A 12504-nucleotide genomic window follows, 5' to 3' on the forward strand; every position below is an offset into this window, starting at 1 on the left:
CTGCGCATGCTCGCCCGTGCGTGCGGGGTCGGCGAGATCGTCCTGCAGGGCAACGTCCTCGTTCTCCGGCCACCGGGGGCCGGGCAACACAGGGCCCCGGAACCGGCGCAGGGGTCCCGGGGCCCGGTCAGGGGGCGGCCGCTATGCAGAGCCGCCTGCCGCGGCCGTCATACGCGCCGCAGCACCGCCACCACCTTGCCGAGGATGGTCGCGTCGTCGCCGGGGATCGGCTCGTACGCGGAGTTGTGCGGGAGGAGCCAGACATGGCCGTCCTCGCGCTTGAAGCGCTTCACGGTGGCCTCGCCGTCGAGCATCGCGGCGACGATGTCGCCGTTCTCCGCGACGGGCTGACGGCGCACCGTGACCCAGTCGCCGTCGCAGATCGCGGCCTCGATCATCGAGTCGCCGACGACCTTCAGGACGAACAGCTCGCCGTCACCGACCAGCTGGCGGGGGAGAGGAAAGACGTCCTCGACCGACTCTTCGGCGAGGATCGGGCCACCGGCGGCGATGCGGCCGACCAGCGGGACGTACGACGCGGCGGGCTTGCCGGCGGTGTCGGTGGGCTGCACGGTGGCCGCCTGGTCGGAGCCGCGCACCTCGTACGCGCGCGGGCGGTGCGGGTCGCGGCGCAGGAAGCCCTTGCGCTCCAGAGCCATCAGCTGGTGTGCGACGGACGAGGTGCTGGAGAGGCCGACCGCCTGGCCGATCTCCCGCATCGACGGCGGGTAGCCGCGCCGCTGGACGGAATCCCTGATGACCTCGATCACCCGGCGCTGCCGGTCGGTGAGTCCGGAGCTGTCCGCCCGGATGCCTGGAGGTCGGCCCGGCAGGGAGCGCTTGTGCCCCTCGGGATTCACGGCTTCGTTCATCGCATGCACCGGCTCGAGTCGGCCCTGGGAGCGGTCCTGGGCAGTGATGGTGGCACTGTCTGCGGTGGTGGTCACGTCGGCCCCTCTCGATGGTCTCCCTGCTGGACAACGGTAGTTGCTTTCGAAAGGTTGCGCCAAACACACGTTCGAGTGAAAAAACGCGGATAGCCTTACTTGATCATGTGTCTGGGTGTATGGCTAACGCGGCACCTGGCGGACAAAGGGGCTCATTGTTGTACTCTTCACCGCCGGGGTGATGGCCTCGTGGGTTGGTGCCCCAGTCTGCCATCCGGCGTCCCCGTAACCGGGAACCGGCCCCCATTTCTGCGGGAGTCGCACGCCCTCTCCTTGTGGCGCCCACGGTATCTCCCCAGGTGCCGTAACGGTACGCCTGTGCGCGTGTGCATTGCGTGCGGCGGAGCAGTCGTATGGCACATGCCAATACGCGCGCGACACGCGCGTGCGGCGTGTATGTATGAGCCAATCCCCACATCTAGTGGTTGGATTGCAACGGCAGCCCAGAAGTTGTGGTCCCCCGGGTCTCCGGACCCATGGTCATCGCCTATGCTTGGGGCTGCTTCGAGGGGCCCATGGGGCTCAGCGAGGCTATTGAGTCTGCTGTGAGGAGGGTTGGGAGATCATGCACTGCCCCTTCTGCAGGCACCCCGACAGCCGCGTCGTCGACAGTCGTACGACCGACGACGGCACGTCGATCCGCAGGCGCCGCCAGTGTCCTGACTGCTCCCGTCGTTTCACGACGGTGGAGACGTGCTCGCTGATGGTGATCAAACGGTCCGGAGTCACCGAACCCTTCAGTCGTACCAAGGTCATCAACGGTGTGCGCAAGGCATGCCAGGGACGGCCTGTCACCGAGGACGCCCTCGCCCAGCTCGGCCAGCGGGTCGAGGAGGCGGTGCGGGCCACCGGAAGCGCCGAGCTGACCACCCACGACGTGGGGCTGGCCATACTCGGCCCGTTGCAGGAACTCGACCTTGTCGCGTATCTGCGATTCGCCTCCGTCTACCGGGCGTTCGACTCGCTCGACGACTTCGAGGCAGCGATCGCGGAACTCAGGGAGGAGACGCGACGCGCCGGCGCGGACGACGACGACCGCGAGGCCACCGGTGCGGGGAGCCGGGAAGACGACATCGGGCCCGCAGGGACCGCCCAGGTCCCCGAGCCCGCGCACGCCGCCGACTGATCGGCGGGCCGGAACGCGGGGCGCAAGGCCCCTTTGTCCGGCCGGACGGCGGCGATCGAGACCTGTTGCGGGCGTAGCGAGTGGGTGCCCGCAACACCAGACAGAACACCGTGCCACGGGAACAACGGGGCACTTCAGGGCGTTTTAGCCCGTACAGGGAGGCGGCATGACAGAGACGGCGAGCGGTCCGGCACGGAGTTCCCGCGCCAAGGGCACCAAGGCGACCAAGGGACTGCGTATCGAGCGCATCCACACCACCCCCGGCGTGCACCCGTACGACGAGGTGGCCTGGGAGCGCCGTGACGTCGTCATGACCAACTGGCGCGACGGCTCGGTCAACTTCGAGCAGCGCGGCGTCGAGTTCCCCGACTTCTGGTCGGTGAACGCGGTCAACATCGTCACCAGCAAGTACTTCCGCGGTGCCGTGGGCACCCCGCAGCGCGAGACCAGCCTCAAGCAGCTGATCGACCGCATCGTGAAGACGTACCGGAAGGCCGGCGAGGACTACAAGTACTTCGCCTCGCCCGCCGACGCGGAGATCTTCGAGCACGAGCTGGCGTACGCCCTCCTGCACCAGGTCTTCAGCTTCAACAGCCCCGTCTGGTTCAACGTCGGCACCCCGCAGCCCCAGCAGGTGTCCGCCTGCTTCATCCTGTCCGTCGACGACTCCATGGAGTCGATCCTCGACTGGTACAAGGAAGAGGGCATGATCTTCAAGGGCGGCTCCGGCGCCGGCCTGAACCTCTCCCGCATCCGCTCCTCCAAGGAGCTGCTGTCCTCCGGTGGCAACGCCTCCGGCCCGGTCTCCTTCATGCGCGGCGCCGACGCCTCCGCCGGCACCATCAAGTCCGGTGGCGCCACTCGCCGGGCCGCGAAGATGGTCATCCTCGACGTTGACCACCCGGACGTCGAGGACTTCATCGAGACCAAGGTGAAGGAAGAGGAGAAGATCCGCGCCCTGCGTGACGCGGGCTTCGACATGGACCTCGGCGGCGAGGACATCACCTCCGTCCAGTACCAGAACGCCAACAACTCGGTCCGTGTCAACGACGAGTTCATGAAGGCGGTCGAGCAGGGCGGCAAGTTCGGCCTCCGCGCGCGGATGACCGGCGAGGTCATCGAAGAGGTCGACGCCAAGACCCTGTTCCGCAAGATGGCCGAGGCCGCCTGGGCCTGCGCCGACCCGGGCATCCAGTACGACAACGTCATCAACCACTGGCACACGTGCCCGGAGTCCGGCCGTATCAACGGCTCGAACCCGTGCAGCGAGTACATGCACCTGGACAACACGTCCTGCAACCTCGCCTCGCTGAACCTGATGAAGTTCCTCAAGGACGACGGCAAGGGCCACCAGTCCTTCGACGTCGAGCGCTTCTCCAAGGTCGTCGAGCTCGTCATCACCGCGATGGACATCTCCATCTGCTTCGCCGACTTCCCCACCCAGAAGATCGGCGACAACACGCGCGCGTTCCGCCAGCTGGGCATCGGATACGCCAACCTCGGCGCCCTGCTGATGGCCACCGGCCACGCCTACGACTCCGACGGCGGCCGCGCCCTGGCCGGCGCCATCACCTCCCTGATGACCGGCACGTCGTACAAGCGCTCCGCCGAACTCGCCGCCGTGGTGGGCCCGTACGACGGCTACGCGCGCAACGCCAGTGCCCACAACCGCGTCATGAAGCAGCACGCCGACGCCAACGCCACGGCCGTGCGCATGGACGACCTGGACACGCCGGTGTGGGCCGCCGCCACGGAGGCATGGCAGGACGTGCTGCGTATCGGTGAGAAGAACGGTTTCCGTAACTCCCAGGCGTCCGTCCTCGCCCCGACCGGCACCATCGGTCTGGCGATGTCCTGCGACACCACCGGCGTCGAGCCCGACCTGGCCCTGGTCAAGTTCAAGAAGCTCGTCGGCGGCGGCTCCATGCAGATCGTCAACGGCACGGTCCCGCAGGCCCTGCGCCGCCTGGGCTACCAGGAGGAGCAGATCGAGGCGATCGTCGCCCACATCGCCGAGCACGGCAATGTGATCGACGCCCCCGGGCTCAAGCACGAGCACTACGAGGTGTTCGACTGCGCCATGGGCGAGCGGGCCATCTCCCCGATGGGTCACGTGCGCATGATGGCCGCGATCCAGCCGTGGATCTCCGGCGCCATCTCCAAGACGGTCAACATGCCGGAGTCCGCGACCGTCGAGGAGGTCGAGGAGATCTACTTCGAGGCCTGGAAGCTGGGCGTCAAGGCGCTCGCCATCTACCGCGACAACTGCAAGGTCGGCCAGCCCCTCTCCGCGAAGACCAAGGAGAAGGAGAAGGCCGAGGTCACGGAGAAGGCCGAGGCGACCATCCGCGAGACGGTCGAGAAGGTCATCGAGTACCGCCCGGTCCGCAAGCGCCTCCCGAAGGGCCGCCCCGGCATCACGACGTCCTTCACGGTCGGCGGCGCCGAGGGCTACATGACCGCCAACTCCTACCCGGACGACGGTCTCGGTGAGGTCTTCCTGAAGATGTCCAAGCAGGGTTCGACTCTCGCGGGCATGATGGACGCCTTCTCCATCGCGGTCTCCGTCGGCCTCCAGTACGGCGTGCCCCTGGAGACGTACGTCTCGAAGTTCACCAACATGCGCTTCGAGCCGGCCGGTATGACGGACGACCCGGATGTGCGGATGGCCCAGTCGATCGTCGACTACATCTTCCGCCGCCTGGCGCTGGACTTCCTGCCGTTCGAGACGCGCTCCGCGCTCGGCATCCACTCCGCCGAGGAGCGCCAGCGTCACCTGGAGACCGGGTCCTACGAGCCGTCCGAGGACGAGGTCGACGTCGAGGGTCTCGCCCAGTCGGCGCCGCGCGCCCAGGAGCTCAAGGCCGTCGCCACGCCGCGTGCCGAGGTCCAGGCGGCCAAGCCCGCTCCGAAGCAGGCCCACACCAGCGCCGAGCTGGTTGAGATGCAGCTGGGCATCCAGGCCGACGCCCCGCTGTGCTTCTCCTGCGGTACGAAGATGCAGCGGGCCGGTTCCTGCTACATCTGCGAGGGCTGCGGGTCGACCAGCGGCTGCAGCTGATGTGACCTAGCCGGTCAGGGCGGTGGCACCGGGACTCCGGTGCCACCGCCCTTCGCGCTCTTCGGGGCGGGGGCCCACCCCTGACGGGACGCCGCCTTCGTGTGCTTGAGAATTCCACTTTCCCCACAGAAGGATCACAGGTTACGCTCCCCCGGCGCACGACCGGCGCGAACATCGGGGTGGGGGACGTGGGGGACATGGTCGACGAATTCGCCGACACCAAACAGGACATCGGCAGCGAGCCCGCAACGGGCGGCAGCAAGCCCGAGAAGAGCGTGGACACGGGAGCTCAGGTCATCGCGGCGATCGTGGTGGTCGTCGGCCTCGCGGGCGCCCTGTGGGTCCTCGGGGGAGGCCGGGACGCGGCGGGCGACACCAAGCCCGCCGTCTGCGACACCACGCACGACGCCAAATCGTCCAAGCACATCTCCGCGGCGCAGCTGTGCACGGCGCTCAACCGTTCCGATCTGCCGGCGCTCCTCGGCACGCCGGACGAGCAGGCGATCAGTGCCAGCGGCAACGTGAGCACGTTCACCTCCGCCGACGGAACCAAGACGGATTCCCCGGAGGCGGACGTCGACCTGAAGACCTACTCCCTGGAGCTCACCGCGTCCGACGACGACTTCCCGGTGTCCGAGCTGGCCGACTTCCTCGGCGGCACCGTCCAGAAGAGGAGCTTCCTCGGCCACCCCGCGGTCCTCTACTCGGACCACACCACCGCCCTGCGCTTCAACCTGGGCGGCGGCAAGGTCCACACGGGCCCAGGAGGCATCGCCCGCACTCTGATCGTCGCCAAGGACGCCAAGGACGGCGGCGGGTCCTTCGAGGTGTCCATCTGGCGTCAGGACTTCGCGACACCCGACGACGCGGCGCTGTTCCGCGTCGCCGAGAAGGTGCTGCCGACGGTCCCGGGGTGGACCGCCGGCTGACCGGACGTCAGGGCTGGTCGATCCGGCCCATGGTCCGGGTGAACGTCGCGGGGTCGTCCTCGTAACCGTGGACGCCCGGACGGAAGTTCCAGGAGCCCGACTCGTCCCGCACGAACTCCCCGACGGTGGCCGCCGTAGCCCCGAGGACGTCCCCGAAGTCGTCCTCGGCGAGCACGGTGTAGCCCTCCCGTATGCGCCACCCCGGGTTGACCACGCTGACGAAGGTCCGGTGCGCCGCGCGCTGCTGGATGACGACGCCGACGACCACGCGCGCGTACCGGTCGCTGAGCCGGTCCAGCTCCAGCGTCATGACCTCGTCCCAGCCGAAACCCTTGCCGTCCTTGCTGTCCCGGTTGAGGTAGATGGTGCCGTCGGGAGAGCGGCTGTCGAAGTGCACCACATAGGCCGGATCGCCGTACGCGTCGCCCACCGGGTAGGTAGCGGCGACGATGTCCAGATCGGTGGGCGGCTGACCCGCCGGACTCGGATCCCACTTGAGGGCGATCTCGGCCTTGCGGATCCCCTTGTTGAGGCCGTTCACCACAGCTCCCCTTCCCCGTCTCCCCGTGTCCTCTTGCGGCCCGAATCCCCGGGCGGACAAGGCCAGTTGTCCATCCTGCCACGTGTGCGCGCCCATGCGCGCGGGAGCTGTCCGCCGGAGCGTGACCGGCGCCACGCTCCGTGGCCTTACCATGGCGCGGTGCTGGTCAAGTGGATTCGCTGCACCGTGGTGGACCGCCGCGGGTTCGAGCGGGGGCAGCGGAAGTGGGCGGGGCTTCTGGGGGAGCCGGGGTTTCGGGGACAGGGTGGTGGCTGGAGCCGGGGGCGGCCGGGCGTGGCGCACATCTTCTCGTTCTGGGAGAGCCGTTCCTTCTACGACTCCTTCATGGCCCGTTCGCACGACCGGCTGGCGGCGGCCCAGTCCGGCACGTTCAAGGACGCCCAGGTGAGGCTCTTCGACTACCGCTTCGACGTGAAGACCGGCTTCGAACCGCGTTTCACGGACGCCGATCTGCTGCGTGTCGCCCTGTGCCGGGTGCACGAGGAACGCGCGGAACACTTCACCCTGATGCAGGAGAAGGTCTGGAACCCCGCCATGGCCGGCTCCCCGGGCATGATCCGAGGGCTGTTCGGTGAGGCGCCGGGACATGAGTTCCTGGTGCTGTCGATGTGGCGCTCGGCGGCTGAGCACGGCAAGTACCGCACCGAGCGGGTGGAGCGGCTCGCGCTGCGGGCCCAGACGGAGGCGGACGTCGCGTCGCTCACCGGAGACATCGTGGCACTCGAGCCGACCTGGATCGTCTGAGGTGTGGGTTTGAAAAATGGACGTGCCAATCGTGCGCTCCGGGGGGTCTGTGATGCGAAAACTGTGTGACCTACGCCGTATGGGGCCCGTACGAGTGCTCGATCGGCCGTCACTCGATCTAGGGTCTTGGCATGGCACGACCACGGCGCATCGTCCTTGTCCGGCACGGAGAGTCAACGGGCAATGTTGATGACACCGTCTACGAGCGTGAACCCGACCACGCTCTCGCCCTGACCGACCGCGGCTGGCAGCAGGCGGAGGAGACGGGGAAACGGCTGCGGGAGGTGTTCGCACGCGAGCGCGTGAGCGTGTACGTCTCCCCGTACCGCCGTACGCACGAGACCCTGCGTGCCTTCCATCTCGACCCCGACCTCATACGGATCCGGGAGGAGCCCCGGCTGCGCGAGCAGGACTGGGGGAACTGGCAGGACCGCGACGACGTCCGGCTGCAGAAGGCCTATAGGGACGCGTACGGCCACTTCTTCTACCGCTTCGCCCAGGGAGAGTCCGGCGCCGACGTCTACGACCGGGTCGGCGGCTTCCTGGAGAGTCTGTTCCGCAGCTTCGAGGCCCCCGACCACCCGCCGAACGTCCTGCTGGTGACCCATGGCCTGGCCATGCGCCTGTTCTGCATGCGCTGGTTCCACTGGACGGTCGCGGAGTTCGAGTCGCTGGCCAATCCGGGGAACGCGGAGATGCGGATGCTCGTTCTCGGCGACGACGGCAAGTACGCACTTGACCGTCCTTTCGAACGCTGGCGAGATCCGGAGCCGTACGGGATCACCGGATAGAGTGGCGGAACGATGACCCCTGACTCCTCTCACGTGCGCCTGGAGCGCGCTCTGACCAGCCTGCGCGGACTGGCGGTGGGGGACGCGCTGGGCTCCCAGTTCTTCGTACCGGCGAATTATCCGCTGCTGCAGCGGCGTGAGCTGCCGCCGGGATCCTGGCAGTGGACCGACGACACAGAGATGGCCTGTTCCGTGGTCGCGGTCCTCGCCGCCCATGGCCGCATCGACCAGGACGCCCTGGCGCTCTCCTTCGCCGAGCACCATGACTTCGACCGCGGATACGGTCCGGCCGTCAACCGCCTGCTCCGACTGGTCCGCGAGGGCGGCGACTGGCGAGAGCTGGCGGCAGAGCTCTTCAACGGGCAGGGGTCCTGGGGCAACGGCGCGGCGATGCGGATCGCCCCGCTGGGCGCCTGGTACGCGGACGACCCGGAACAGGCGACCCATCAGGCGGAGATCTCCGCATACCCCACCCATCAGCACCGTGAGGCCGTCGTGGGCGCCATGGCCGTGGCCGCGGCGGCCGCGCTGGCCGCCTCACCCGGTGGCCCTCCGAGCCCGGAGGCCCTCCTCGACCGTGTCGTCGAGCTCGTCCCCAAAAGCGCTGTCGGCGCGGGGCTGCGGCGGGCACGGGACATGCTCGACTACGACGACCCGGGCACCGTGGCGGCCGTGCTGGGCTGCGGACGGCGTACCTCGGCCCATGACACCGTGCCCTTCGCCGTGTGGTCGGCGGCGCGGGCGCTCGGTGACTACGAGCGGGCGTTCTGGGCGACGGCCCAGGTCGGCGGGGACGTGGACACCACCTGCGCCATCGTGGGCGGTGTGATCGCCGCCGGGAAGGCGGGTATGCCGCCGGCCGCATGGGCGGAGCGGACGGAAGCCCTGCCGGACTGGGTGCCCCACACCACCTGACGCCCGCCTGAGGGGTCGGCCGCAGGACCGCCAGGCCCCGGTGGAAACTCTACGTGTTTGTCGGGAACTCTGCGTCACCGATCGTCCGTTGTGCCAGGTGACGGTCCCGCGTCGGGCGGGATGCATCTGGGCAGGGGAGTTCTGGGGGGTGGTCATGCGGTTGGCGTTCTGGTGCGCTGCAAGCGGTGTGCGGATGGCCGGGACGGCGTCCTCGCCGTCGGTCCCCTGGACCCGCCCCGGCCATCCGCGGCCCCGTGCGGGTGGCCGCTCAGACCGCTCCCGGGGTCGCCGTCCCGGCGAGCGCCTCCAGGTCGCTCTTGCGGACCCGGATCACCAACCAGGCGGTGCCGAGAGCGAGTACGGCCATGGCCGCGGCCGCCACAAAGCCCATCGAGATGCCGTGGGCGAGCACCTGGTGGCCCCAAGTGCCGGGCAGCTGATGCGTCTTGGTGAACTCCGCCTTCTGCTCCGCCGAACCGTCGGCGAGGAACTTCGGCAGTTGCTTGCGCGCCTCGTCCTTGCTCGCCGAGCCGAACACCGTGGTCAGGATCGACAGGCCGAGCGAACCGCCCACCTGCTGCATGGCGTTGAGCAGCCCGGAGGCCGCGCCCGCCTCGTGCTGGGCGACCCCGGAGACCGCGGTCACCGTGAGCGTCACGAAGTTGAGGCCCATGCCGAATCCGAACACCAGCATCGGACCGAGCACCCCGCCCGCGTACGAGCTGTCGGAGCTGATCAGCGTCTGCCAGGCAAGCCCGATCACCGCGAGGGCCGAGCCCGTGACCATGAACGGCTTCGGGCCGAGCACCGGCAGGAAGCGCTGCGACAGCCCAGCGCCGATCGCGATCACGACCGTCACCGGCAGGAAGGCGAGACCGGCCTGGATCGGGCTGTACCCCAGCACGTTCTGCACGAAGAGGACGATGTAGAAGAACATGCCGAACATCGCCGCGGCGAGGCTGAGCATGATCACGTAGGTGCCGGAGCGGTTGCGGTCGGCGAACATCCGCAGCGGGGTGATCGGTTCCTTGGCCCGGGACTCGACGAAGGCGAAGGACACCAGGAGGATCACGGCGGCCGCGAAGGAGCCGATGGTCAGGCTGTCCCGCCAGCCGTCGTCCGCCGCGCGGATGAAGCCGTAGACGAGGGATGCCATGCCGGCCGTCGAGGTCAGGGCACCGGCGATGTCGAAGCGCCCGGTGTGGCGTTCGGACTCGTTGATGTAGAGCGGCGCGAGCAGGGCGATCACCACGCCGATGGGCACGTTCACGAAGAGCACCCAGCGCCAGTCGAGCCACTCGGTGAGCATGCCCCCCGCGAGCAGGCCGATCGCACCGCCGCCCGCGGAGACCGCGGCGAAGACCCCGAAGGCGCGGTTGCGCTCGGGCCCCTCCGGGAACGTCGTGGTGATCAGTGCCAGCGAGGTGGGCGACGCGATCGCGCCACCCATGCCCTGCAGGACACGGGCGGCCAGCAGCTGCCAGGGCTCCTGGGCGAGTCCACCCAGCAGCGATGCGAAGGTGAACAGCAGGATGCCGGTCATGAAGACCCGGCGACGGCCGAGGATGTCGCCGGCCCGGCCGCCCAGGAGCAGCAGGCCGCCGAAGGTGAGTGTGTAGGCGCTGACCACCCACGTGAGGTCCGTGGTGCTGAACTGCAGCGCGTCTTGAATGTGCGGGAGCGCGATGTTCACAATCGTCGCGTCGAGTACCACCATGAGTTGGCAGGCGGCGATGACCGCGAGCGCGATACCGGGACGCCCGTCCCGGCGCGCCGCACCTGGTTTCTGGTCCTTGATCAACTGAGAGGCTGTCACTATGGGTCCCCCACGAAGACGTTAGTGAACGCTCGCGTTCACTGTCGCGTCAACCGTAGTGAGTCCCCCATAGTGAACGCAAGCGTTCACTTAAATTGTCGTCGCGCGGCGAGTCCCCCGTCGTTGCCGCGCGGTGCCACTCCGCCCCCGAGACACCCGCTCCCCATGCTCACTGGAGACACTCAGATGGTTACCTCGCGCTGGACGGCCGCCCCCGCTCAGGCGACCTCCCTCCGTCGGCGCGGTGCCGTGCTCGAACGCGCCATCCTCGATGCCGCCCTGGACCAGCTCAGTACGGTCGGCTGGAACGGCCTCACCATGGAGGGTGTCGCCGCAGGCGCCCAGACCGGAAAGGCCGCGGTGTACCGGCGCTGGCCCTCCAAGGAGGACCTCGTCGCGGACGCGCTGCAGGCCGGACTGCCCCGGTTCGAGGAGGCGCCCGACCTCGGCAGTGTGCGCGAGGACCTGCTGGCCCTCTGCCGCAACGCCCGCGACGCGATGTTCTCGCGCCCCGGCTCCGCCGTCCGCTCTGTCATTCACGAGTGTGATCCGCAGCAGGCCGAGCGCTTCCATGGGGTGATCTTCAACGGGATCGTGGAGCCCACGGTCAAACTGCTCCATGAGGTCATCGAGCGCGGAATAGAGCGGCACGAGGTGCGGCCCGACGCGGCGAACAGCTATGTCTTCGATGCCATCCCGGCCATGATGATGTACCGCAACAAGATGCGCGGAAGTGAATGGCCCGACCGCGACATCGAGGAGATGATCGACCGGTTGATGGTTCCGCTGCTGCGCCCCAACGGCGCCTGACGGCAGGGGCCGTCGCTTCTGGCATGACTTTGGCAAGGCGGGGTGTCGCCGGGTGATCCGTGGGGCGTACGCTAAGGGCGCCATGCCGTACGAACCACCTACTCACACCGTCGAGCGCTCACTCCGCGCCACGACCGGGGCGAAGATCATTGCCGGTGTCGACGAGGTGGGGCGCGGCGCGTGGGCCGGCCCCGTCACCGTCTGTGCGGCGGTCACCGGACTGCGCCGGCCCCCCGAAGGCCTCACCGACTCCAAACTGCTCACCGTCAGGCGGCGCACCGCGCTCGCCCAGGAGTTGGAGAAGTGGGTGACCTCGTTCGCGCTGGGGCACGCCTCCCCGGAGGAGATCGACGACCTGGGCATGACGGCCGCCCTGCGACTGGCCGCGGTTCGGGCCCTGGAGACCCTTCCGGTCCGGCCGGACGCGGTGATCCTGGACGGGAAGCACGACTACTTGGGGACCCCGTGGAGGGTCCGTACGGTCATCAAGGGCGACCGTTCCTGTGTGGCGGTCGCGGCGGCTTCGGTGATCGCCAAGGTTCAGCGCGACAAAATGATGGCCGAACTGGGTATCGACCATGCAGACTTCGGTTTTGCGGACAATGCCGGGTATCCGTCGCCCGTGCACAAGGCCGCACTGGAGGTGCGGGGGCCCACCCCGTACCACCGGTTGTCGTGGGCGTATCTTGATGCGCTGCCCCAGTGGCGTCACCTCAAGAAGGCCCGCAGCTGGGCGGACGGAAGCGTTCCGGAGATCGAGGGGCAGCTGGGCTTCGATTTCTGACGATTCCGCTCGCACTCAG

At 68.5% G+C, this 12504-nt stretch carries 11 protein-coding genes; 8 read left to right on the forward strand and 3 right to left on the reverse strand.

Annotated elements, in window-relative coordinates:
- Nucleotides 1-167: 167 nt before the first annotated feature.
- Nucleotides 168-947: a transcriptional repressor LexA gene (lexA, locus tag ABZZ74_RS04065; protein WP_208783605.1), complete on the reverse strand. Its 780-nt coding sequence runs from the start codon at nt 945-947 to the stop codon at nt 168-170.
- 565 nt (nt 948-1512) lie between these two features.
- On the opposite strand from lexA, the gene nrdR reads away from it, so the two are divergent.
- From nrdR to ABZZ74_RS04080, 3 genes are all read left to right on the forward strand, one after another.
- Nucleotides 1513-2073, forward strand: coding sequence for a transcriptional regulator NrdR (gene nrdR / locus ABZZ74_RS04070; protein WP_356761728.1), 561 nt, complete (start codon nt 1513-1515; stop codon nt 2071-2073).
- Nucleotides 2074-2239: 166 nt separating this feature from the next.
- On the forward strand, nt 2240-5134 hold the full coding sequence (locus tag ABZZ74_RS04075; RefSeq protein ID WP_356761730.1) for a vitamin B12-dependent ribonucleotide reductase: 2895 nt from the start codon (nt 2240-2242) through the stop codon (nt 5132-5134).
- Between the two features lie 197 nt (nt 5135-5331).
- Nucleotides 5332-6063, forward strand: a complete 732-nt coding sequence (locus ABZZ74_RS04080; RefSeq protein WP_356761732.1) for a DUF6215 domain-containing protein — start codon at nt 5332-5334, stop codon at nt 6061-6063.
- Between the two features lie 7 nt (nt 6064-6070).
- On the opposite strand, the gene ABZZ74_RS04085 is transcribed toward ABZZ74_RS04080, so the two are convergent.
- Nucleotides 6071-6604, reverse strand: coding sequence for a TerD family protein (locus ABZZ74_RS04085; RefSeq protein WP_356761734.1), 534 nt, complete (start codon nt 6602-6604; stop codon nt 6071-6073).
- Between the two features lie 159 nt (nt 6605-6763).
- Between ABZZ74_RS04085 and ABZZ74_RS04090 the strand changes: the two genes are divergently transcribed.
- The 3 genes from ABZZ74_RS04090 (at nt 6764) to ABZZ74_RS04100 (ending at nt 9075) form a co-directional block, all read left to right on the forward strand.
- The gene (locus ABZZ74_RS04090; RefSeq protein ID WP_133046165.1) at nt 6764-7369 is read left to right on the forward strand and encodes a YdbC family protein; all 606 of its coding nucleotides are present in this window, start codon (nt 6764-6766) and stop codon (nt 7367-7369) included.
- 131 nt (nt 7370-7500) lie between these two features.
- Nucleotides 7501-8160: a histidine phosphatase family protein gene (locus ABZZ74_RS04095; RefSeq protein WP_356761737.1), complete on the forward strand. Its 660-nt coding sequence runs from the start codon at nt 7501-7503 to the stop codon at nt 8158-8160.
- Between the two features lie 12 nt (nt 8161-8172).
- The gene (locus ABZZ74_RS04100; RefSeq protein WP_356761739.1) at nt 8173-9075 is read left to right on the forward strand and encodes an ADP-ribosylglycohydrolase family protein; all 903 of its coding nucleotides are present in this window, start codon (nt 8173-8175) and stop codon (nt 9073-9075) included.
- A gap of 268 nt (nt 9076-9343) precedes the next feature.
- On the opposite strand, the gene ABZZ74_RS04105 is transcribed toward ABZZ74_RS04100, so the two are convergent.
- On the reverse strand, nt 9344-10891 hold the full coding sequence (locus ABZZ74_RS04105; protein WP_356761741.1) for an MFS transporter: 1548 nt from the start codon (nt 10889-10891) through the stop codon (nt 9344-9346).
- A gap of 186 nt (nt 10892-11077) precedes the next feature.
- Here ABZZ74_RS04105 and ABZZ74_RS04110 point away from each other — a divergent pair, with 186 nt between their 5' ends.
- A complete protein-coding gene (locus ABZZ74_RS04110; RefSeq protein ID WP_356761743.1) occupies nt 11078-11701 on the forward strand; it encodes a TetR/AcrR family transcriptional regulator in 624 nt (207 codons plus the stop codon).
- Between the two features lie 82 nt (nt 11702-11783).
- Nucleotides 11784-12485: a ribonuclease HII gene (locus ABZZ74_RS04115; protein WP_208783773.1), complete on the forward strand. Its 702-nt coding sequence runs from the start codon at nt 11784-11786 to the stop codon at nt 12483-12485.
- Nucleotides 12486-12504: the final 19 nt, after the last annotated feature.

The organism is Streptomyces sp. NPDC006476, assembly GCF_040612015.1.
In the GTDB taxonomy this organism is placed as follows: Bacteria; Actinomycetota; Actinomycetes; order Streptomycetales; family Streptomycetaceae; genus Streptomyces; species Streptomyces griseorubiginosus_B.

Coding starts and splice junctions, on each gene's coding strand:
- ABZZ74_RS04100 (WP_356761739.1), top strand. CDS start 8,173: ATGACCCCTGACTCCTCTCACGTGCGCCTGGAGCGCGCTCTGACCAGC.
- ABZZ74_RS04075 (WP_356761730.1), top strand. CDS start 2,240: ATGACAGAGACGGCGAGCGGTCCGGCACGGAGTTCCCGCGCCAAGGGC.
- ABZZ74_RS04115 (WP_208783773.1), top strand. CDS start 11,784: ATGCCGTACGAACCACCTACTCACACCGTCGAGCGCTCACTCCGCGCC.
- ABZZ74_RS04110 (WP_356761743.1), top strand. CDS start 11,078: ATGGTTACCTCGCGCTGGACGGCCGCCCCCGCTCAGGCGACCTCCCTC.
- nrdR (WP_356761728.1), top strand. CDS start 1,513: ATGCACTGCCCCTTCTGCAGGCACCCCGACAGCCGCGTCGTCGACAGT.
- ABZZ74_RS04080 (WP_356761732.1), top strand. CDS start 5,332: ATGGTCGACGAATTCGCCGACACCAAACAGGACATCGGCAGCGAGCCC.
- ABZZ74_RS04095 (WP_356761737.1), top strand. CDS start 7,501: ATGGCACGACCACGGCGCATCGTCCTTGTCCGGCACGGAGAGTCAACG.